The organism is Streptomyces himalayensis subsp. himalayensis (genome assembly GCF_013778455.1).
Lineage (GTDB): Bacteria > Actinomycetota > Actinomycetes > Streptomycetales > Streptomycetaceae > Streptomyces > Streptomyces himalayensis.
Window position 1 is genome coordinate 150,931 of the sequence record NZ_JACEHE010000009.1, and the last position, 21,995, is coordinate 172,925.

A 21,995-nucleotide genomic window follows, 5' to 3' on the forward strand; every position below is an offset into this window, starting at 1 on the left:
CGCCGAGGCGGTCGCGAGCCGCACCCCGCTGACGGCCGGTCGCCGGGGCCGTCGCAAGTCGCACCCCGCCGACGGCCGGCTGCCGAGACAGTCTCGATCCGCTGCCGCTCGACGCCCACCCGGCATCGCGGCGGATGCGCGATGATGGAGAGGACGCCGCGAGGCCGCCGCACCCGGCGGCCCTTTCACGGGGTGACTGGGGTGATGACGTCATGCGCTCCCGATTCCAGCCCGACCGGCAGCTGTCCGCCCGCATGCTGCTGACGCTCTTCCTGCTCGGCCTGCTGTACGTGGCCTTCATCGCCGCGCTGATCGTGCTGCTCAAGTCCTGGGTGCTTGTGGTCGTCATCGCGGCGGCGCTGCTCGGGGCCCAGTACTGGTACTCCGACCGTATCGCGCTGTACGCGATGCGAGGACGCCTGGTGAGCCGCGAGGAACAACCGCAACTGCACGGCATCGTCGACCGGTTGTGTGCGACAGCTGACATGCCCAAGCCCCAGCTGGCCGTCTCCGACATGGACCTGCCGAACGCCTTCGCCACGGGCCGCAACGCCGATCACGCGGTGCTCTGCGTGACAACCGGGCTGCTGCGCCGCCTGGAGCCGGAGGAGCTGGAGGGCGTGCTCGCCCACGAGCTCTCGCACGTGGCCCATCGTGATGTCGCCGTGATCACCATCGCCTCGTTCCTGGGTGTCATCGCCGGGCTCATCGTGCGCTTCGCGTTCTACTCGCAGGTGTTCGGGCGCCGCGATCAGAACACCGCCGTCGTGTTCCTGGGCGTCATGGGCGTCTCGGCTCTCGTCTACGCGCTCAGCTTCGTCCTCATCCGCGCGCTGTCGCGCTACCGCGAGCTGGCCGCGGACCGGGCCGCCGCCCTGCTCACGGGCCGCCCCTCCGCTCTTGCCTCGGCGCTGACCAGGCTCGAAAGCGACATCGCCCGGATCCCGACGAAGGACCTGCGTACCGCGCAGGCGTTCAACGCCTTCTACTTCATCCCCGCGCTCGGGGCCGGAGCCTGGCTGGGGCGCCTGTTCTCCACGCATCCCACCCTGGAGCAGCGCCTGGACCAGCTGGCCAGGATCTCGGCGCAGCTGGGCCGCCCGGCCTGATGCGGCCCGTACGCAACTGAGCTCGCCCGTACGCCCTGAGGAGTTGACGACACCGTGGGTTTCCTGGACGTCCTGCTGGGCCGCAGCAAACCGGCGCTGCCCGATCTCGACCGGCTCTTCGCACTGCCGTCGGCGGCCATCACCCTGCAGGCTGCCACCGGTTTCACACCCACCGGGCGTGGCTCCGTGTGCTTCGCCACCGCCGAGGGCGCGGCCTTCGACCAGATCCGGCAGGACGTCCGGGATCTGCTCGACGCGGACACAGGCCGGGGCGGTATTCCCGTGGAGTTCAGCCGCGACGAGTACGGCTACTCGTGGCTGCTCTCCCAGCGGGACCCCGCCGACCTGCCCGGCCTGGTCGGGGATCTGCACGCGGTCAACAGCACCCTCCAGGACACCGGCTTCGCATCCGGGCTGCTGTGCTCCCTGGTGGGTTTCCGCAACGCGGAGCAGCAGACGCTCGCGCTCGTCTATCTGTACAAGCGCGGCACGTTCTACCCGTTCGCGCCGCTGCCCGGCGAGCGCCGCGACCACGCCCTGGAACTGCAGGTCAGAGCGGCGGTCGCGGACGATCTACGGATCGAGCAGGATCTGACGCGCTGGTTCCCGGTGTGGGGCGCCCCAGGGCTGTGAGCACGGGGCCGCCGACCGTGACGGCGGCATCACCGGCGGCCAGCCGACCGTGACGGCGGCATCCCGGCGGCCGGTGAGCTCACTCGGCGGCGTGTACCGCGCTGCCACGGGCCTCTGCACACAGACCGTGCTGCGGCTCTTCACCCTCATCTCCCGCGTATCCCGCATCGCCCTCGTCTTCCTGGGCCTCGTCCACGGGGTACCTGACGTACGTGTATATCGGCGGTTCAAGCCAGTAGGCGTCGGTGAGTTCGGCGTAGGTCGCGTGATGGTGCGTGTGTCCTGGCAGGCACCCAGGGGTGGCGGATGTACTGTCCATGGCCTCATCCAACGCGCTGTGTGGGTCGGTGATGCGACGGCTTCGCGCCGCTCCACCGGAAGCAGTGAATGCACGGGATGTTACCCCGATCGTGTTACGCGCCCTCTTCGCGCCCCGCACGTAAGAAGGTTTCGCGGCAGCCCGGGCGATCCCCGGGCCGCCGTGCTGTTGGCCACCACGCTCGAGAGAGCGGACACGGCTGCGCGCTGACCGCCACTCGGGTGACGATGAGGCGGGGTGAGCCTCAACGCCGTTGCCCGGCAGGCAGGAAGCCGTTGGCCAAAGGTATGGACGGCTTCGACAGAGACGACGACATCCGGGCTCCCGGCATCCGTCCGCCACGCGTGCGCACCGAGGGCACATCGCCGGTACACGCGGCGGACGAATGCATCTGGTGCGTACAGCTTCGGGAGGCGCACACGCGCGACGATCGCCGCGATGCTCCCCATCGCGGCGGATCCGCATCCTTCTGGATGCACGCGGGGATGGCCGGCATGGCGACTGTCGCGATCACTGCGGCCGTTCTGTGGATGATGCTGAGCTGAGAGCCGTACGGCCGGGCAACCGAGCGCCCAACTCCCTCGACATCGAAAGCCGGTACGAATAGCCGTGGTCACCGGCGCCCTCAACGCCCTTTCAACTAAACCGTCGTTGCCCGAATCCCTTGTTACGTCAGAGGACCGTGTGCAAGGGTGAGGCTTGTTCACGCATGAATAGTGACCGAGTTGGCTCCACCCGTCGATATCCCATGCTGCGGGCCGACCCAAAAGGTGCTTCCCGCAGCCGCCACACGGCCCTGCACGCCACGGCCGCTTTCCCCGCCCCATTACCTGAGAAGGTATGTACCAAACGGGGATTTCTTTCCTCGGTCAGAGCTCCTGCGTGCCACGTAGTGCCCTGGAAGGAATGTCCCTGTGCGCACCCCCCACCCCCCTCAACCGTCATATCCTCCTGCCCCAGGTCCTGACCCGGCGGATTCCGACGCGACCCTGGCGGCCGCACTCCGGGAGCCGGCCGCCGAGGCCGAAGCCACACATGCCGTGGCCGCACTGCTGGTCCGGCACTGGGAGCCCGTCCGCGACTACGCCGCCATCTGCACCGCCTCCTCCGAGAATGCGGCGGCGGTACTGGCCACCGCGGCATTCGACAAGGTATGGCAGATCCTTCGGCGGTCGGAGCCGACCGCCGCCCTGCGTCCACAACTCCTTGTGACCGTAAGGGACATGGCCAAGGCGTGGTCCACCGATCGGCGCGTCTCCGCCCTTCTCCCGGAGTCGAGAAAACCGGTCAACGGCCGCGAGATGCGGACATCGAACGTCATGGCACCCGAGAACCGGATCCTCGCCTCACGCTCTTTTCAGGCAATACCTGCGGACGCACAGTGCCTGCTGTGGCACATCGAGGTCGAAGCCGAACCCATATCGTCACCCGCGGCACTCCTCGGCATAGATACCGAAACCGCACTGGCCGAACTCGAGCAAGCCCGCGAAAAATTCCGGTCAGGCTGTCTCCGTGCCCATGTTGAACTCGCCACGAACCCGGAATGCCGCTACTACAGCCGGCTGCTCGACGTTCCCATTCGCCGCGGCGGTGCCTTGCTCCCCGACGTTCAACGCCATGTAGAGGAATGCCGGCACTGCCGGTACGCGGCCGAGCAACTCAGCCACTTCGACGGAAGGCTCGGCGTCCTGCTCGCCGAGTCGGTGCTCGCCTGGGGCGGCAGACGCTATCTCGACACACGACCGGCCCGCCGCCGCCCCGGATCGGCACCAGCACAGTCCGCATCTGCCCCCCAGCCCCCACGTCGGCACTCCCCGCCCGGACGCCATCGCCATCTGCCACGTGTCACCCCCGCAGGCGTCCGCGCGGTTCTGGCCCGGGACAACGCGAAGGCCGTGCTCACCGGGATAGGCGTCGGATCGGCCGTCCTTCTCGCCGGACTCCTTGCCGCGAGCCTCTGGCCGGACAGCAGCAATGACGCCGGACCGGCCACCCCCGGCGGTGCCACCGCCACCCGTACCGCCGCCCCCGGCTCCCAGGCACCCACCGCTTCGTCTACGTTCCCCCCGTCCGGGACCCCCACGTCGCCGCTGCGCACCAGGCTGCGCAATGCCGCCGCCGACCTGTGCCTCGACCTCCAGGACCGCACGCCGAAAGCGGGCACCGGGACGAAGCTGGCGGCGTGCTCGTCCGCGGCTGCGCAGCAGTGGTCGTACGAGAGTGACGGACTGCTGCGCAGTGTGGCCGAGCCCGACCTGTGCCTGGACTCCCATGCGGATGACGGGGTGATCGCTCTGGGTCAGTGCGCGGGACCGAAGACACCGGACGGAGCCGATGTGCGCTATGACCTCACCCTGCAGGGCCGGCTGATCCCCCGCTGGCGCTCCGAGCTGGCCGTGGCTCCCGCGTCTCCGACCGCGGGCTCCGAGATCGTGGTCAAGATCCGCAACGAATCCGCGGAGCAGGTGTGGCTGATCGACTCCGCGACGGCCTCGCCCACGTCGCGGACGGATGCCCGGGCCGCCTCACCGCCGGCCCGGAGCGCCACCACCCGGCCACCGGCAGGCGACGGCCTCGCCCTTCCGCTGAGCAGGCCTCTTCCGTCCGTCAGGCCTCTTCAACCCGCGGCGGGGAACCGCGGTGTGCCGCCTGCGCCGCCGTTCACGGCCGACGCCGACACGCCGGCCGCGTACGGCACACGGCGGGCTGAGTCGGGCGCAGGCCACGGAGCGTACGGGACCTAGTGCACCTTCCAGGTGTACTTGTCGCCACCCACCCAGCGCACCACGTCCGGATCGTCGAGGTCATGGACGGTGATGCCGGCGATCGCCGCATGGAAGAGCACGTCCGTCATGGTCCTGGCCTGACCGACCACGGCTCCGTCGATCTCCACAATGCGGAAGGGGGGATCACCGGGCTGCACTGCCAGCACGACGATCCGCGGGTTCGAGATGTAGGGGCTCGCACTTTCGGTCATGCATAGACCGGTTCCACGTAGATGGCACCAGTATGCCCGGCAGTCCACATCGCCGCCGCCGGGCATCACACGTGACAGCTGCCAGACAGCACACGTCGCACCCGCCGAACAGCGCACGTCACCACTCCCGGGCAACGCACATCGTCACCTACGAGCACCACGCGTCGCCGCTACCGACAGCGCCTCGGCGGCCACCGGTCGGGGCGGGGCGGCGTCGTGCGGTGCCCCGATTGCCGTCACGGTGACACCCCGGTGACACACTCGGGCGGGTGGGCATCGTTCACCACGCCCCGTCGCGTGCCGTAGGTGAGTACCATCCGGCACTGACACCACATCATGTCGGCACACCAGGGAAGTAGGTTGTTATGCCGGAAGACACGTTGGATGCCACCAACCTGAAGTCTCAGTACGTCTCCCAGGTCGCAGGGGACCTCGAGCGCAATGCCAAGGAGCAGGAACGTATTAGCGCCGAACTGACTGCTCTCGAGGAGCAGTTGCAGGCACTTCGGCATGACCATGCGCTGCTCGTGAGTATGCGAGAGGCCCTCACAGGCGAGTCGTCCGCACCTCTTCCTGAGGGTGGGACGAGCACTGCGTCGCCAGAGGCGACCGCGGCCCCGAGGCCGGCAGCGGTGCCGACGGCACGCAAGCCGAAGGAATCGGGGAAGTCCACCGACGACGCAACGGCCGACACCAAGACGGCCGGAAGCAAGACGGCCGGGAGCAAGACGGCTGGAAGCAAGGCCGGCGCGAAGGGCAGGAAGAAGTCCCAGCCCGCGCCCAGCCAGGCCAAGGAGTCGAAGGGCGCCGGAGCGCCCACGCTCCGTGAACTCGTGCTCCATCACCTCGGTGGACAGAGCGAACCCCGTTCAGCCGCCGAAGTCACCACGGGCCTGGCCGAGGCGCACCCGGACCGCACCTTCCAGGGCACCGTCGTCCGCAACACGCTCGAAGCTCTCGTGGCCAAGGGGCACGTCCAGCGGAACAAGCAGCAGAAGTCCGTCTTCTACTTCGCCGCCGGAAACCCGCCGGTGACCGCCTCACCGGCCTCCGCTGCGGAGACGGATGACGCGGCGCAGAAGGTCGAGGAGCCCACGGCCTGACGCGCCGAGGGCCGGGAACCCGCTCCCGGTCCTCGAGCGAGTGCCTGAGCGCGGCGTGTTCGGCTGCTCACTTTCAGGAAGGCCGGCATGCATCAAGTCGGGCCCCAGGTGTACTCCGCTTCGGGGCCTCCGGCTCAGGTCTCGTCTCGCGCCCCGCGCATCACTACGCTGATCAATGATGTTCACTCCTCAGGGCCCCACCTTTCTCGAGCTCGCCGTACAGGCGCTGTCGTCCACCGCGCGCGGCTACGACCTGCTCGCGCCGAAGTTCGACCAGACGCCGTTCCGGACTCCCGACCGGCTGCTGGACGCGGTGGCGTCCGCTCTCCGACCGCTCGGCCCGTTCCAGAAGGGCCTCGACGTCTGCTGCGGTACGGGCGCCGGCGTGGGCGTACTGCGGGAGCTGTGCGAGGACCGGGTCACCGGGGTCGACTTCAGTGCAGGCATGCTGTCCGCCGCGCGATCTGCCGTTTCGGACGACCGGGGCGGGACCGGCCCTCACGACGGACGGGGAAGTCGGGGTGGGCCGGCACCTCAGGTGCGTACGGGCGGACCCGCGGTGGACTGGGTCCGTGCCGACGCGCGGGCGCTGCCCTTCCGGCCGGTGTTCGATCTGGCGGTGAGCTTCGGGGCCTTCGGGCACTTCCTGCCTGACGAGCAGGGGTTGCTGTTCTCGCAGGTGCACGCGGCGCTGCGGCCGGGCGGCAGGTTCGTCTTCCCCATCGCGGCACCGCCCCGGGTCGGCTCACGGCTCTACTGGGCGCTGTGGTGCTTCGACATGGCCATGCGCGTGCGCAACGCCCTGTGGCGGCCGCGTTTCGTCATGTACTACCGCACGTTCCGGCTGCCCCGTGTATGCCAGGAGTTGAGGGCTGCCGGGTTCGCTGTGGAGCTGCTGCCCCTGCCGGACCTCGGCCGGCAGCCGGACGGAAGTCCGCGCTGCCGACTGGTCGTGGCACGCAAGGTGTGAACAGCACCGTCAAGCGTCACAGAACTCGAGGCCGGTCTCGAGGACGGTCTGGTGGCCGGTCACTTGCACAGGCCGGTCACTGGGACTGGACCCAGTCACGGATGAGCCGCGACGTGCGCTTCGGCCGCTCCTCGTGCAGATAGTGGCCGGTGGCCGCCCAGTGCTCGACGCGGGACTCGGCCACGTGCAGCGTGGTGCGTTCCCAGGCAGCCATCGCCTCGGACGTCCACACCGTCAGCGACGGGCAGGACCGCAGGCGCAGATACTGCTCCGAGTACGGGCGGATGCCGACGGCACCGGCGTCCAGGTACATGCCCGCGTACGCCTGCGCGATGACATGGCCCGGCGTGCCGAGAATCGTCCGCACGTGCGCGGCACGCAGGCCGTGCGGGGCAGTCTTGGCCAAGGTGGCCTCGATGAAGTCGGCCGCTTCCTCGGCGCCGCCCTTCTCGTACGCGGCGAGGTTCGGCCGGATGAAGGCGAGGTCGGATTCCGGGGCCCCATGAGCGGGGTCGAGGGCGATGACGGAATGCACCACGTCGGGATGGTGAACGGCCATCAGGTTGACCACCTGCCCACCCATCGAGTGACCGACGGCGACGACGGGACCGGTGCCCAGACGTGCCACGAGCACTGCCAGGTCGTGCGCCATCTCGACAGGTGTGTTCTCTTTCTCCGGCACCGGCGAGCGGCCGTGGCCCCGCAGATCCGGCACGATCACGCGGAAGTCGTCCTCGAATGCTTCCGCGTGCCACGACCACTCCCGGCCGTCGCCGCCCCAGCCGTGCACGAGCAGCACGGCGGGCGCATCTTCGGGACCCAGGTCTGTGTGGAAAAGGTCAACGGTCGTCATGGCTGCCCGCTCCGGTAGGTGATCAGCGCGAATTGTGCGGCGTGATGGCTCAACATCACGTACGGCGCATACGAGTTGCACCCGACACCGGCGGCACAGTACCGGAGCGCGGGTCACCCTGGGGCGTGCGTTGCGCGAGCTGCTCGACTCGTGGTGGGATGACCGTCCGGAGTGCGCCCGCGGTACCTGCCGTCGCAAGGCGGGGGCCGCCGCCGTGCTCTTCGCAGCCGGCCAACCGTAGGCCAGAGCCCCACCGACTGCGCGGTGGGGCCTGTAGTTCGTCCGTCAGCAGATGCCTACTCCGGCGGGGTCGGGGTGTCGTGGCTGCGGTACATCGCCTGGACGTCCAGCTCCAGCTTGATGGTCGGGCCGACGACCGCGATGCCGCGGGCCAGCATGCTCCGCCAGTTCAAGGTGTAGTCCTCACGGTGCAGTTCGGCCTTGGCCAGGGCGGCGCACCGCAGCTCCTCACCGTATCCGCCGTTGACCGCGCCCAGGTAGGTGGTGTCGAGCCCCACCGTACGGCTCACGCCGTGCATGGTCAGTGAGCCCTGCACCGTCCACTTCGTTCCGCCGCGGTAGATGAAGCGGTTGCTGGCGAAGTGGAGGTACGGGAAGTTCTCCACGTCCAGGAAGTCGGCCGAACGCAGATGGTTGTCGCGGGTCTTGTTGCCCGTGGTGATGCTCGAGGCGTCGATTCTGACCTCGACCGAGGAGCGCTCCATCTCGTGCTCGACGCGTATGCCGCCGTCGAAGCGTGTGAAGCGGCCGTGGACGTTCGCCATGCCGACGTGCTTGGCGATGAACCGGATCGCGGTGTGAGGAGGGTCGAAGAGCCAGATGCCGGGCGGCGGCAGTTCCAGCTGCGGGGCCGACTCCATCCGCACGTCGGCCATCGGCAGCATCGCGTCGGGCACGATGTCCACGCTCTCACGGTGCGGCTGCAGGCCCTCCGCGGTGATCATCATGCTGTAGTTGCCCGGGGGCAGCATCGCGCTGAACATCCCGTACGGATCGGTCGTGCCCTGCGCGGCGATGCGCTGCGACTCGGTCGAGGTCACGGTGACGTCGGCGCCGCCCAGCGGATGGCCCAGCGGGTCCGTCACCGTCCGGCTGACGCCACCTGCTCCCGCCGGGAGTGGAAGCACGAGCCCCGCTCCGCCGCGAGGTCCGCCCAGTGGGCTCCTTCGCCGGAACAGTGCCAGGGCCATGTCGTTCACCTTTCATCGTGCTGCTTACGCTGTGTACTACGTGCGTGGGTGCCGGTCCGGGGAGGGGGCCTGCCACGTGTGCGGCCCGCAGTAGGCCGTCCACCGTTCGGTGTGACCTCTCACGGCCGGCGTAGGGCGCCGCGCGACTCGGCCGGGCCGCGCGCTCCACATTCGCCGAGGACCGTCCTGGATCCGCGAGGGAGCGAGGGGCGCCCAGCCGGCTCCCACAGCGCCCCGCGGGGCCTCGAAGGCCAGCGCCCGTCCGACCGCCACAGGCGCGGGGCGGCCGGCGCGTCGTACGCGAGCGCATACGGCAACACCACGGCGTGGACCTCGGCACGGCGGACCGAACCACCGAGTACATGACACATCTTATGGTGCGGTCCCGTGGTGGTTGCACCCGGTCGACGACGGCGCCGTGGAACGGCCCGAGCACGGTCGACTCGGTCGCCCCGGGCCTGGGCCTCGGTCACTTCGGCTTCGGCCGGCATGGGCCTTGGCCACTTGGGCCTCGGTGCGACCACGGGTGGGGCTGGATCGCTCTTCATGCTGTCCCTTGGTGTGTGCTCGGCCTGTCCCTTGGCGTGTCCTCGGCAGCCCTGCTCAGTCTCGTCCGAGAATCCGCCTCAGGGCTTCTGACAGTTGCCTCTCCGCGTCGTCGGGCGCGGTGGTGTGACGGAAGGCGATGTAGTTGTCCGGCCGTACGAGCAGGGCACCGGCGTCGCCGATCTCGCGCACCCGCGCCCAGTCGCCGTAGGGGTCCTCGTACTGCCGCCCCGGGCCGATGACCGCGCCCGCGATCTCGACGCCGAGTGCCTTCGTGGCGGCCTCGGCCGCCCGGATCCAGCCGTCACCGCCGATGCCGGTGAACAGGGTGAACCGGCCGTGGCCCGAGGCGTCCAGTGTGGAGATCTGTCGCCCGCCCCGTGTGATCCAGGCATGCGGCAGCTTGGCGCCGGGCCGGGTCGAGGGCTGATGGTGCAGCTCGGGGTCACGATCGAAACCGGGGTCCTCGGTGCCGTCGGGGACGATGGCGTCCGAGACGTAGCGCTGGTTCATCTCGACGCCGTGCGCGTTGAACTCGTACACCTTGAACGCGATGGCCTCCCGGAGCCTCTCGCGCTGCTTTTCGGCGGCCGGCGTGGCGTCCTTTCGGGCGGCGATGTTGGCCCACAGCTGCTCGGGTGTCTGCGGGGTGAGCCCGTTCAGGGCCTCGAAGACGGGAGCTGTCTCACCGATGCTCTGGTTGGCGCGGTCGACGGTCTGCCTGCCGATGGGAGCGCGTTCAGCAGAGTACGAGTCGAGCAGAGACGCCGCAGCGGTGCCGTCGAGTACGTGCCTGAGCTTCCATGCGAGGTTGTAGGCGTCCTGGATGGAGACGTTGGAGCCGAGTCCGTTGGACGGCGGGTGGCGGTGCACGGCGTCGCCGGCGCACAGCACGCGACGGTCGGCGTATCGCTCCGCGTAGAGGTGATTGACCGTCCAGGCGGAGGACGACTTGATCTTCACGGGGATCTCGTCGTCGCCGATGAGCCTCCGGACGACCGAGAGAGCGTATTCCTCGGTGAGATCGGGGGCGCCCGCGTCGAGGTCGTAGCCCCACACGATCATCCACTCGTTCCACGGCCGCACACAGCGCACGAGTCCCGCGCCGATGCCGCCGACCGTCGCTCCCGGGGCGAGTACCCAGTAGAGGGTGGAGGGGCGGTGAGCCGTGTACTTGCTCAGGTCTGCCTCGAAGACGATGTTGATACTGCCCGCGACGCCCATCCGGCCGACGGTCGGCAGGCCCGCGTTCTCCGCGACCCGGCTGCGCGCGCCGTCCGCACCGACGAGGTACCTGGCGCGTATCTCGTAGGTGTCACCGCGCATCCGGTCCTTGACGGTGGCGGTCACACCGTCCGCGTCCTGCCCATGGGAGATGTACTCGGTCTCGAACCGGAGCGACGTGCCGCGCGCCACCGCCGCGTCGACCAGGACGGGTTCCATGAGGTGCTGCGGCATGTCGCACATGCGGCTGGGGCTGGCGAGCTCGTGCTCGGCCTGTACGTACGGGTCGTTCCCCCAGGAGCGAACGCGCCCCAGCTCCTCGCCGGCGATGCTGGTGCAGAAGACCGTGTTGCCCATCAGATGCTGCGGGGTGGCTTGCGCGACGACCTGGTCCTCGACGCCGAGGTCGCGCAGGACCTCCATCGTGCGCTGGTTGGTGATGTGGGCACGAGGTGTGTCGGCGAGGCTCGCGTAGCGGGTGACGAGGATGTTGGGCACCCCGTAGGTGCTCAGCGCGAGCGCAGCCGTGGCTCCCGCGGGCCCACTGCCCACGATCAGCACATCGGTCTCGACGGTGGGGGGCACGAGTAACGCTCCTGACGTCAAAGGCACGAACAGGTATTGATCTTGGCCCCCGGAGAGGGAGCGCGGGTGTCTCATTACGAGACACCTCGGACACCCCCGCGTACCTTTCGTGGAGCGGTGGCCGATACGGTGATTCTGTCGTGACCACTACAGAGGACTTCCGCTCACCGATGACTCTCGCGCCGATCCGCCGTGCGCGTGAGCGCTTTCTGGCCGATCTGCCGCTACCGGACGGCATTCCGGACGACGTCGTCGCGGGGTGGCGCCGTGCACGATTCTTCGGCGTACAGCGCGACCTGACGGCCGACCGGGACCTTGCCGCCGCCCCTGCTTCTCCGCTCCTCGCGGCGGCCTCCCCCGTGCTGCAACGCCTTGTGCCCGTGCTGGGCGACCGGGACCACGCGATGGTGCTCGCCGACGAGCGCTGCCGCGTGCTGTGGTGGCACGGCCGGCGCCCCGTCGCGGCGCTGCGGCACGATCTGTCGGAGCGGGAGGTCGGCCACAACAGCGCCGCTGTGGCGCTCCGTACGGGACTGCGCGCCGAGGCGCACGGGCCGGAACACTTTCTGGACCTGTGGCAGGACGTGTCGGCGGTGAGCGTACCCCTGCACGCACCCGAAGGGGCACGCGCGGTGGGCACCGTCACCGTGGTGACCGACCTGTGCGCGGGCCGCGGCTCTCACCCTGGCACGGCCCTCGCCGAGGCGACAGCGGCCGCGGTCGAGGCGGAACTGGCGGCCCGGTGGCAGCGTCCGGCCGAGCGGTTGCTGCTGGACGCCTACCTCCGTGAGAGCGTCAGCGGGCAGGCCGTGGTCGCCCTCGACGGGAGGAATCGATTCGTCAACGAGGCCGCGGCACGGCAGCTGTCGCCCGAGGCGCTCAGCCATCTGGAACGCCGTGCGGTAGCCCTGATGCACGGTGAGAGCGCTTCCGACGTGCCGAGGCCGCGCGGAGGGGAGAGATCGTACGGGCTTCACGAGCCGGACGAGGCGCGGGATCGGGACCAGGCGCAGGAGCGGTGGGGAGTCCGCGAGCCGTTGGACGTGGACATGCCCGACGGCTCGGGGCAGGCTGCGCGGCTGACTCCGGTACGGCACGGAGACACGGTCATCGGCATCATCGCCGTCGCGCGCAGGACATCACCGAGCCCGGGCCCCGGGTCACCGGGCCCGGGCGGATCCCTGCGCCAGGCCGGGAAACTCGCCGCGCTGGCGGGCAGTTCCGTCGCGTGGCGGCACGCTACGGCACGGGCCGCGGAACTCGCCCGAAGCTCCTCCCAGCCCCTGCTGCTGACCGGTGAGCGGGGCTCCGGAAAGACCGCTGTGGGCCGCGCCCTGCTTCTGGAGCGGGACGGCACCGAGCCGCTCACGGTCGACGCCGCTAAGGCGCCGGACGGAAGGCTCGCAGCGCTCTGCGCCACCTTGACGAACCGTCAGGACAGCCCAGGATGTCCCGCGCGATCACTGCTGCTGCGCCACGCCGAACGTCTCGGCCAGCGCGACGTCGCCGCACTCATCGCGCTGCTCGACGAGTCCCCGCACCTGCCCCTCGTGATCACGTACACGCCCGACGCGCCGGTCGGACCCTGTCTGCAGCGGCTACTGGACGGCCTCTCGGCCCGTTCCGTCGTCCTGCCTCCGCTACGCGGACGCCCCGAGGACATCGAGGAGTTGGCGTCCCGCCTGGCACCGGAGCCGGCCCCCGGACACCCCCCGCTGACCTGGACCCTGGACGCCGTACGCGCACTTGAACAGCACTCCTGGCCCGGTAACGTCACCGAACTCGCCCATCTCGTCCGTGCCGTGGCCGAACAGCGCCGTGCGTCCGGCCCCGTGCGGCGCTCCGAGCTCCCGGACGCCGTGCAGGAGAGGCCGGCCACGCGACGCCTCAGCGCGATCGAGCGCGCCGAGCGCGACGCGATACTCGAGGCACTGCGCCGCCACGGTGGCAACAAGGCACGCGCGGCCGCCGCACTCGGCATCGGCCGCGCCACGCTTTACCGGAAGCTGCGCGGCTATCGGTGACAGGCCTCCGGCCGGCCCTCAGGACCGCCGGAGGCCGACCGCCTACCAGCGGTGGTGTACCTGAGGCCGGATCCGCGTGTCGTACAGCTCCCGCACCGCCGCAAGCGTGGTCTCGGGGAGCGGCGGCAGCTGCGCGGCCTCCGCGTTGGCGCGGGCCTGGGCCGCCGAGCGTGCGCCCGGGATCACGCTGGTCACGCCGGGCTGCTGGATGATCCACCGCAGAGCCGTCTGGGCGGGCGTGGCTCCCTCGGGGGCCAGGGCGGAGAACTCCGCTGCCGCCTCGAGACCGCTCTCGTAGTCGACTCCGGAGAAGGTCTCGCCCTGATCGAAGGACTCGCCGTGCCGGTTGTACGTCCGGTGGTCGTCGGCGGCGAACACGGTGTCCTTGGTGTACTTGCCGGACAGCAGTCCGGAGGCGAGCGGCACGCGCGCGATGATGCCCACTCCGGCCTCGGCGGCCGCCGGCAGGACCTCCTCGAGGGGCTTGAGCCGGAACGGGTTGAGGATGATCTGGACGCTCGCCGTGCCCGGGCGGGCGATCGCGGTCAGCGCTTCGGCGCACGTCTCGACGCTCACGCCGTACGCGGCGATGCGTTCTTCCGCGACGAGGGTGTCGAGAGCATCGAAGACGGCGTCCGACGAGTACACCGGGGTGGGCGGGCAGTGCAGCTGTACGAGGTCGAGCGTGTCGACGCCGAGGTTCTTGCGTGAACGGTCGTTCCAGGCGCGGACGTTGTCCAGCACGTAGTTCTCGGGGATCTGCTCGACCCGGCGGCCCATCTTGGTCGCGACGAACACCCCGGCGTCCGGCCGCTCCCGCAGATAGCGTCCGATCAGCTGCTCACTGCGGCCGTCACCGTACACGTCGGCCGTGTCGAAGAACGTGACGCCCGCGTCGACGGCCGCGTCCAGGACGGCCAGCGCGTCATCTTCCCGTACGTCGCCCCAGTCGGCGCCGAGCTGCCATGTGCCCAGCCCCACCACGGACACGTCCCGGCCCGTCCTGCCCAGTACTCGCTGTTCCATGAGGCGCATCGTACGTTGTGGGCCCCAGGCCGTTCGTCGTCCGGGCCGGGGCCGGGTGAGAGCCCCGTGAGAGCGCTCTCAAGGCCGAGTCACGATACGTCCGACACCTTCGGCATATCGCCCGTGGTCGTAGCGACGTCGATCACGGAGAACGACGCGCCCCGCGGGTCGCTGAGCGCCGCGAAACGGCCGAACGGGGTGTCCATCGGCCCGAACCTGAGCACCCCGCCGCGCTCGGTGGCCTGGGCCACGGCCGCGTCGCAGTCGTCGACGGTGAAGTAGACGTTGATGTACGACGGCACTTCGGGAGGGAACTCCTCCGTCATCTTCATCCGTCCCAGGACCGCCTCGTCCCCGAGGTTGTAGAGGTTGAAGTCGATGGCGTCGTCCTCCAGGCGCTTCACGCTGTACGGGAAGACGGCGGGGAAGAAGGCGTCCGACTTCTCGGGCTCCCGCGTGAAGATCTCGGCCCAGCAGTACGCGCCGGGTTCGGCCTTGGCCTCAAAGCCCTCATGGGTTCCGGCCTGCCACACCCCGAAGGCCACACCGCTGGGGTCGCGGGCCAGGAGCATCGAGCCGAAGTCACCGACCTGCATCGGTTCCATCAGCACCTCGCCGCCGGCCTCACGGATCTTCTCGGCGGTGGCGGCGACGTCCGGTGACGCGAGATAAAGGCACCAGGCCGACTGGCCCTCCTGGCCGGGCATCGGAGGCACGACGGCGGCCACCGCCTTGCCGTTCGAGTACGCCTGCGTGTAGTTGCCGTACTCCGACGACGACTCGCCGAACGTCCAGCCCAGCACGTCACCGTAGAAGCTCTTCGCTCCCTCGACATCGCTGAACATCGCATCGGCCCAACATGGTGTGCCCTCAGGTTCTACGGCCATGACTCTGCTCTCTCCCGCTCGGCGATCGGTCCTTGGCTGTTGGTCCTCGGCTGTTGGTCCTGCGCGACGGTGGCTCGCCTTCGCCCGTTCGGCGGCTCCCTCTGCCACGCTAGCCAGTCACCCGGCGCCCCGCGCGCCGAGCGCGCGACTCCCTCGCACCGCCGGAAGGGAGGGGGCCCCACCGCCATGCGGCGATCTCGGTGGGGCCCGACCCGTACGGTGCTGTGCCGTCGGGTGTTACACCAGCCTCGCGGGCCTGAAGCGCCGGTACAGAATGGTTCCGCCGAGCAGAACCAGACCGGCCGGGAACGCCAGTACCAGGGGGTCCGCGCCGGTGTCCGCGAGGGTTCCGGCCGTCTCCCCCAGCGAGAGCGGCGCCGAGGCCAGCTGCGTCCCGTTGCCGCCTTCGTCGCCGCCTTCGCCGCCGTCAGGCGTCGAAATCGTCTCCGGCGTGTCGTCGCCGCCCGGCACCGAGACGGGAGTCGACGGCGTGTCGTTCCCGTTCCCGCACGGCGGAGCCGAAACCGTGTCCCCGCACTGCGACGACGGCGTCGTGGGTTCTGACACCGGCTCGGAGGCGCTGTCGGAGCCGTTCGAGGACTCGTTGCCGACGGCGGCGTTACCGATGCCGACGACGTTCACCGAGTTGCCGCTGGCGTTGACCGGCACATCGATCGGCACCTGCACGTTGTTGCCTGACACCACCCCCGGCGAATTCTGCGCCTGGCCCTCTGCGGTGGCACCGCCCCCGTTCTCGCTCGGCCCGTTCGTGCAGCTGTTGTCCACGGCAGGGTTCAGCAACCCCACGACGTTGACCGTGTTGCCGCACACATTGACCGGCACATGCACGGGGATCTGGACCGTGTTGCCGGAGATCACGCCCGGTGAGCCCGTCGTGCTGCCGTTCGCCCCGGAGTCCGCGTATGCCGCCCCCACCGAGGCCACGGCGCCTCCGGCAACAGCTACGGCGATCAGTCCATTACGGGCAACCCGTTTCATGGTTCCCTGCCTTCCAGACATCGTCGCGAGCACTCGCTCGCACCGGAGAAAACGCCGAAGGGCCAAGGGAGTTATGGCCAAGGGCCCTCACTCCATCGAGTGGCCCATTTGTCGAACTGGGCATGCGCGGAGGACCAGTAGCCGCAATCCACCCGGTCCACCTGCGTCTTTAACCCTTGACTTATATAAGTTGCGGCTGTCACAGTCGGGCGGGTGCACGCATTCGAGGTACTCGGGGATCCGGTGCGGCGCCGGATATTGGAACTCCTGGCCGAGGGCGAACAGCCGTCGGGCGCGGTCAGCGCCGTGATCCGTGCGGAGTTCGGCATCTCGCAGCCGGCCGTCTCGCAGCATCTCCGGGTGCTGCGAGAAACGGGGTTCGCCTCCGTGCGTGCCGAGGGCACGCGGCGCCTGTACGCCGTCGACGCCCAGCCCCTGCGCGAGGTCGACCTATGGCTGGAGCGGTTCCGGGGCTTCTGGGAGCAGCGCCTGGACGCGCTCGGCACGGAGCCGGCCCGGGGCAGGCGCCAGAGCCGCCGGCAGAACCAAGAACTACGAAGAACAAAGCAAGCCGGGCACGAACAGACCGGCGGTGAGCAGGGCGGACGACACGAGCGATGAACGACTGCGACAAGGGTCAGCACCGCTGAACGACATCGTCGACCAGGTCCATGAGATGCACCGCGAGGTGGGCAGATCCTGGTACGGCGTACCTACGAGGCGTCAGGAGCGCCGACCGATGGTGGCTGCGGCGGTGCGCGGGACGACTCGCTTCTCTGTACCCGGGCAATAGCCTGTGTGGTGAGTGACCGAAACGCGTCCCGCCCGAAGGGCGCCGGCATCCGGACAGGACAGTGACGCCGATGGTGGAGTACCTGGAGCACCTCAGGCGCCCGGCAGGCCGGTCGTGAGCGCCGCGGAACCCGGTGCTGCGGGCGGCATCAGGCTGTCGTCCGCGCGCGGTCGGTGGGTGCTGGGCTGTGTGGTGCTGGCCTCCGGGATGGCGATGCTGGACGGCACGGTCGTCAATGTCGCCCTGCCGAGGATGGGGCGGGACCTCGACGCGTCGCTGTCGGCACTGCAGTGGGTCGTGAACGCGTACATGCTCACGTTGTCGGCGCTGCTGCTGTGGGGCGGTGCCATGGGCGACCGTATGGGCCGCCGCCGCACGCTGGTGTTCGGGGTGGCGTGGTTCGCCGTGGCTTCGGCGCTGTGCGGGCTGGCGCCCGACGAGGGCACGCTCATCGCCGCCCGTGCGTTGCAGGGCGTGGGCGGTGCCCTGCTGACGCCGGGGTCGCTCGCGCTGGTGCGCTCCGTCTTCCACCCCGACGACCAGTCGCGCGCCGTCGGCGCGTGGTCGGGCCTTACGGGTGTCGCCGGGGCGCTCGGGCCGTTCCTGGGCGGCTGGCTGATCGACGGCCCCGGCTGGCGGTGGATCTTCCTGATCAACATTCCGCTGGCCGCGCTGGTACTGGTCGTCGCGCTGCGCCACGTACCGGAGAGCCGGGACCCCGAAGCCGCGGCGAAGCCCTTCGATGTGCTGGGCGCCTGTCTCGGTGCGCTGTTCCTCGCAGGGGTCAGCTACGCGCTCATCGGCGCTTCGGGAGACCCCTCCCCCGTCAGCGTCGTGCTGCCCGCACTGCTCGGCATCGTCGCGGGCGTGTCCTTCGTCGTCGTGGAGCGCAGGCGACCCGACCCCATGCTGCCGCTCTCGTTGTTCCGGTCCCGGCTGTTCAGCGCCACCAACGCCATGACGCTGGCGCTCTACGCGGCCATCGGCGGCATCTTCTTCTTCCTGCCCGTGCAGCTGCAGACGGCCCTGGGATACAACGCGCTCGAGGCGGGCGTCGCAACGCTTCCGGTGACGGTGCTGATGCTGCTGCTGTCCGCGCGCGCCGGCGACCTCGCCCGGCGGGTGGGGCCCGCGCTGCCGCTGACGGCGGGGCCGCTGATCGCCGCGGCGGGGGTCCTGCTGATGCTGCGCGTGCGGCCGGGGTCCCCGTACGTCACGGACGTGCTCCCGGCCGTGGTGACTCTTGGCCTCGGCATGAGCCTCTTCGTGGCACCGCTGACGGCCACGGTGCTGGCCTCCGTCGAGGCCGGCCACGCGGGGCTTGCCAGCGGTGTCAACAACACCGCGGCGCGCATCGCCCAGCTCCTCGTCGTCGCCGGGCTGCCGCTCGCGGTCGGTCTGTCGGGCGACGCCTACCAGGCCGCCGAGGCCGTGAACACGTCCTTCCACCGCGCCGCGATCGGCTGTGCGCTGCTGTTCGTGCTCAGCTCGGCCGTGGCGGCGCTCTTCGTCCGGCCGCAAGGCCGGAGGTGTCTCCGCGGCGCCCCGCAACCGATGTGCCGCTCGCACCTCGGGCTGAACGCCCCCGCCCTGGAACCGGGCTCCACCACCGCACGGCCGGCTGCCGATGCGGACTGATCGCGTGGGCTGCACGCGGGCTGACACGCGTGCGCCCACGCGCGCGTGCACGCGGACCGGCCGCTACGGAGGCCCGCCGCGACCGTCCGCGACGCCGCGAGAAGTCCCTGGACCTGGGGACCGGACGGGCGGAATACCGGGCATGTCGAGGAGGGAGGCGGCGCGCGGCCGGCGGGCCGTGGTGGCTCCGGCAGGCCAATGCCGACCGGGACGCCCCACAATGGTCGTAGACACGCGGTGGTCATAGGTCATCGACGGCGAAGCGGGAGATGCCCTGCCGAACGGTTCCGGTCCGGCCCAACGCGACGCTCCGGAGGAGGTGCGCATGGAGATCGACGCAGCTTGGGGAGATGACGTGTACCAGCCCGACGGGTCCGAGGTGCAGGACGACGAGGGCCTGCTCGACGCCGAGGACACGCTGATCGACGAGGGCGTGCGGGACCCCTTCGACGAGGGGTACTCACCGCCCGAGCGCCCGCGGGCGGTCGAGAGTACCGGCGTCACCGCCTCGGAGCAGCAGCACGGCGAATCGCTCGACGAACGCCTCGCCAAGGAGCTGCCGGATGTCGCTCCGCCCGAGGGCGACGGCATCGGCGACACCTGGGACACCGACGGCGAGCCGCTCGACGACGAGGTCGGTGGGCGACGCGCCGGGCGGCTCGTGGCGCCCGACGAAGGGGTACGCGAGGACGACGAGAGCCGGCTGATCGCGTACGACGTGGGCATCGACGGTGCGGCCGCGTCGGCTGAGGAGGCCGCCGTGCATGTCGTCGAGGAGACCGTCGAGACCGAGTGACGAGTCCTGTGCGGGGTATGCACGCGTCCGGGGCGGGCGCGCCACCCACGCTGACGAGCCCGCACGGCTGTCGTCGAGCGGGCGGGCGGGGATGACCGAAGCAGGCATTCCACTCCCCCGCTCCTTGGTGACCTGCGAGCTGCGACTCGCTAGGCGCACAGAGCTGCGACTCGCTTAGGCGCACGTCGCTTAGGCGCACGGTCGCAGATGTATACGCGGGACCGCATTCCTGTTCCCGCAGCCTGGTCCGAGCAGTCGTCCCAGCCTTCCGCTTCCCTGCCCCCCGGTGCCCGTACGGCATATCGGGACCCCCTTCGCACCCGGGCAGCCCGCCGGGCCACACTGGTGGCCCCTGCTCCCGAGTGACGCGAGGCGACGGATGGCTTTGCAGATCAGCGCCACGAATCCCGAACACCCGGCGCTCCTCCTCGAGCTGCCGTGGCATCTGCCGCTCGAGGAGTGGCCGGAGCGGTATCTGGTGCCGCTCCCCCGCGGCATCTCCCGGCATGTCGTGCGCTACGCGCGCGCGGGGGCCGAGGTTGTGGCCGTGAAGGAGCTCGCCGAGCGGCCTGCCGTGCGCGAGTACGAGCTGCTGCGCACCCTCGACCGGCTGGGCATCCCCGCCGTGGATCCCCTGGCGGTCGTCACGGGCCGGACCGACCAGGACGGCGAGCCGCTGGAGCCCGTGCTGATCACCCGCCATCTGGGCGGCTCGATGCCCTACCGCTCGATGTTCGAGACGACCATGCGGCCGACCACGGTGCACCGGCTCATGGACGCGCTCGCCGTGCTCCTCGTCCGGTTGCATCTGGCCGGCTTCGCCTGGGGCGACTGTTCGCTGTCCAACACGCTCTTCCGTCGTGACGCCGGCGCCTACGCCGCGTATCTGGTCGACGCGGAGACCGGCGATCTGCACCCGGCCCTCAGCCGGGGGCAGCGCGAGTACGACATCGACCTCGCCCGCGTGAACATCAGCGGCGAGATGCTGGACCTGGAGGCGGCCGGTAACCTCCATCCTTCCGTGGACCCGATCGCCTTCGGCCACGAGATATGCGAGCGCTACAGCGCTCTCTGGGACGAGCTGACCCGCACCTCCGTCTATCCGGCGGGCAAGCACCACTACATGGAGCGCCGTATCCGCCGTCTGAACGATCTCGGCTTCGATGTCGCCGAGATGCAGATCGAGCACTCCTCGAACGGCGACACCATCACCTTCGTCCCCAAGGTCGTCGACGCCGGCCACCACCAGCGCCAACTGCTGCGCCTGACCGGTCTCGACACCGAGGAGAACCAGGCCCGCCGGCTCCTCAACGACCTGGAGAGCTGGATGGCGACCCAGGACGACTACGCCCCGGGCGACCCCCTCGGTGCCCGCCCAGAGGTGCTCGCCCACCGCTGGGTCCGCGATGTCTTCCGGCCTACCGTGCGCGCCGTCCCACAGGACCTCCGCGCGTCCGTGGACCCGGCCGAGCTGTACCACGAACTGCTCGAGCACCGCTGGTACCTGTCGGAGCGCGCCCAGCACGACATCGGTCTCGACGCGGCCGTCGAGGACTACGTCACCAACGTCCTGCCGCGCCGGCCGGGCGCCGTCCCGGGGACCTCGGACGACGCGGAGGACGACGCTTCGGACGGCACGCCGACGCCGGTGTGACGGAGCGGTCGCCGGACTCGACAACGTGACGGTGCAACCGCCCTCACCAAGCCCCGGTCTGAGGCATCCTGGCCCGAGTCAGGCTCAGCAGGCCGAGCTGCATCAGGAGGTGCTGTGGCGATCACAGTCCGGCCGTTCCGCTCCGCCGATGCCCCGCGAGTCGCCGAAATCGTCCACCGCTGCCTGCGCGAGGTGAACAGTCGTGACTACCCGGCCGACATCATCGACAGGATGTGCGGGCACTTCACGGCCGAACGGTTCATCGAACTGTCGAGGTGCCGCCTCGTTTACGTTGCGGTGGATCACGTGGTCGGGGAGGACGAGCGAGTCGTCGGCACCGTCTCACGGGACGGCAACAGGGTCTACAGCATGTTCGTCGATCCCGATCTGGCCGGGCGGGGCATCGGCCGCCGGTTGATGCTGCACATCGAGATCCTGGCCGCGGACGACGGCTACGACCACATGGAGACCGGCGCCGGCCTCACCGCCCACGGGTTCTACCTCAAACTCGGCTATACCGATGTCCGGGAGACAGAGACCGAGTTCGGGTTCAACCACATCCTCCGGAAGCCCCTGTCCCGGCCCGATCCACCCGGTGACCGACGAGACACCGGCTGATCGCAGGGATCGACAGGAGGCGCGCCTCAG

General features: G+C 69.9%; 20 protein-coding genes. 12 read left to right on the forward strand and 8 right to left on the reverse strand.

Features of this window, described 5'->3' with window-relative positions:
• Positions 1-212 precede the first annotated feature (212 nt).
• Complete coding sequence (htpX, locus tag H1D24_RS17095; RefSeq protein ID WP_181658435.1) at positions 213-1,109, forward strand: zinc metalloprotease HtpX; 897 nt, start codon at positions 213-215, stop codon at positions 1,107-1,109.
• 54 nt (positions 1,110-1,163) lie between these two features.
• Positions 1,164-1,742 carry a PspA-associated protein PspAB gene (pspAB, locus tag H1D24_RS17100; protein WP_181658436.1) on the forward strand — a complete coding sequence of 193 codons (579 nt, stop codon included), beginning with the start codon at positions 1,164-1,166 and terminating at the stop codon, positions 1,740-1,742.
• Positions 1,743-1,821: 79 nt separating this feature from the next.
• Here pspAB and H1D24_RS17105 read toward each other — a convergent pair whose 3' ends face one another.
• On the reverse strand, positions 1,822-2,061 hold the full coding sequence (locus tag H1D24_RS17105) for a hypothetical protein (protein WP_181658437.1): 240 nt from the start codon (positions 2,059-2,061) through the stop codon (positions 1,822-1,824).
• Between the two features lie 287 nt (positions 2,062-2,348).
• Here H1D24_RS17105 and H1D24_RS17110 point away from each other — a divergent pair, with 287 nt between their 5' ends.
• Complete coding sequence (locus H1D24_RS17110; protein ID WP_181658438.1) at positions 2,349-2,606, forward strand: hypothetical protein; 258 nt, start codon at positions 2,349-2,351, stop codon at positions 2,604-2,606.
• Positions 2,607-3,101: 495 nt separating this feature from the next.
• Positions 3,102-4,805 (forward strand): ricin-type beta-trefoil lectin domain protein, encoded by a 1,704-nt coding sequence (locus tag H1D24_RS17115; RefSeq protein ID WP_309484352.1) that lies wholly within the window; start codon positions 3,102-3,104, stop codon positions 4,803-4,805.
• On the opposite strand, the gene H1D24_RS17120 is transcribed toward H1D24_RS17115, so the two are convergent.
• Positions 4,802-5,038: a hypothetical protein gene (locus H1D24_RS17120; protein WP_181658440.1), complete on the reverse strand. Its 237-nt coding sequence runs from the start codon at positions 5,036-5,038 to the stop codon at positions 4,802-4,804. The two genes, H1D24_RS17115 and H1D24_RS17120, sit on opposite strands and share 4 nt — an antisense overlap.
• A 365-nt stretch (positions 5,039-5,403) precedes the next feature.
• On the opposite strand from H1D24_RS17120, the gene H1D24_RS17125 reads away from it, so the two are divergent.
• A complete protein-coding gene (locus H1D24_RS17125) occupies positions 5,404-6,141 on the forward strand; it encodes a hypothetical protein (RefSeq protein ID WP_181658441.1) in 738 nt (245 codons plus the stop codon).
• 178 nt (positions 6,142-6,319) lie between these two features.
• Positions 6,320-7,111, forward strand: a complete 792-nt coding sequence (locus tag H1D24_RS17130; protein ID WP_181658442.1) for a class I SAM-dependent methyltransferase — start codon at positions 6,320-6,322, stop codon at positions 7,109-7,111.
• Between the two features lie 76 nt (positions 7,112-7,187).
• Here the strand turns inward: H1D24_RS17130 and H1D24_RS17135 are convergent, their stop codons facing one another.
• From H1D24_RS17135 to H1D24_RS17145, 3 genes are all read right to left on the reverse strand, one after another.
• Positions 7,188-7,964 carry an alpha/beta fold hydrolase gene (locus H1D24_RS17135; protein ID WP_181658443.1) on the reverse strand — a complete coding sequence of 259 codons (777 nt, stop codon included), beginning with the start codon at positions 7,962-7,964 and terminating at the stop codon, positions 7,188-7,190.
• Positions 7,965-8,260: 296 nt separating this feature from the next.
• A complete protein-coding gene (locus tag H1D24_RS17140; RefSeq protein WP_181658444.1) occupies positions 8,261-9,175 on the reverse strand; it encodes a YceI family protein in 915 nt (304 codons plus the stop codon).
• A gap of 603 nt (positions 9,176-9,778) precedes the next feature.
• Positions 9,779-11,530 (reverse strand): FAD-dependent oxidoreductase, encoded by a 1,752-nt coding sequence (locus H1D24_RS17145; protein WP_181658445.1) that lies wholly within the window; start codon positions 11,528-11,530, stop codon positions 9,779-9,781.
• A gap of 140 nt (positions 11,531-11,670) precedes the next feature.
• On the opposite strand from H1D24_RS17145, the gene H1D24_RS17150 reads away from it, so the two are divergent.
• Positions 11,671-13,554: a helix-turn-helix domain-containing protein gene (locus H1D24_RS17150; protein ID WP_309484353.1), complete on the forward strand. Its 1,884-nt coding sequence runs from the start codon at positions 11,671-11,673 to the stop codon at positions 13,552-13,554.
• A 42-nt stretch (positions 13,555-13,596) separates the two neighbouring features.
• Here the strand turns inward: H1D24_RS17150 and H1D24_RS17155 are convergent, their stop codons facing one another.
• From H1D24_RS17155 to H1D24_RS43590, 3 genes are all read right to left on the reverse strand, one after another.
• Positions 13,597-14,580 carry an aldo/keto reductase gene (locus tag H1D24_RS17155; RefSeq protein ID WP_374064250.1) on the reverse strand — a complete coding sequence of 328 codons (984 nt, stop codon included), beginning with the start codon at positions 14,578-14,580 and terminating at the stop codon, positions 13,597-13,599.
• An 89-nt stretch (positions 14,581-14,669) separates the two neighbouring features.
• Positions 14,670-15,467 (reverse strand): VOC family protein, encoded by a 798-nt coding sequence (locus H1D24_RS17160; RefSeq protein ID WP_181658447.1) that lies wholly within the window; start codon positions 15,465-15,467, stop codon positions 14,670-14,672.
• 237 nt (positions 15,468-15,704) lie between these two features.
• Positions 15,705-16,466 (reverse strand): chaplin, encoded by a 762-nt coding sequence (locus H1D24_RS43590; RefSeq protein ID WP_181658448.1) that lies wholly within the window; start codon positions 16,464-16,466, stop codon positions 15,705-15,707.
• A gap of 213 nt (positions 16,467-16,679) precedes the next feature.
• Here H1D24_RS43590 and H1D24_RS17170 point away from each other — a divergent pair, with 213 nt between their 5' ends.
• The 5 genes from H1D24_RS17170 (at position 16,680) to H1D24_RS17190 (ending at position 21,965) form a co-directional block, all read left to right on the forward strand.
• Positions 16,680-17,087, forward strand: coding sequence for an ArsR/SmtB family transcription factor (locus H1D24_RS17170; RefSeq protein WP_181658449.1), 408 nt, complete (start codon positions 16,680-16,682; stop codon positions 17,085-17,087).
• 286 nt (positions 17,088-17,373) lie between these two features.
• A complete protein-coding gene (locus H1D24_RS17175; protein ID WP_181658450.1) occupies positions 17,374-18,897 on the forward strand; it encodes an MFS transporter in 1,524 nt (507 codons plus the stop codon).
• Between the two features lie 325 nt (positions 18,898-19,222).
• Complete coding sequence (locus H1D24_RS17180) at positions 19,223-19,693, forward strand: DUF5709 domain-containing protein (RefSeq protein WP_181658451.1); 471 nt, start codon at positions 19,223-19,225, stop codon at positions 19,691-19,693.
• A gap of 379 nt (positions 19,694-20,072) precedes the next feature.
• Positions 20,073-21,347, forward strand: coding sequence for a DUF4032 domain-containing protein (locus H1D24_RS17185; protein ID WP_181658452.1), 1,275 nt, complete (start codon positions 20,073-20,075; stop codon positions 21,345-21,347).
• 114 nt (positions 21,348-21,461) lie between these two features.
• Positions 21,462-21,965: a GNAT family N-acetyltransferase gene (locus H1D24_RS17190; RefSeq protein WP_181658453.1), complete on the forward strand. Its 504-nt coding sequence runs from the start codon at positions 21,462-21,464 to the stop codon at positions 21,963-21,965.
• Positions 21,966-21,995: the final 30 nt, after the last annotated feature.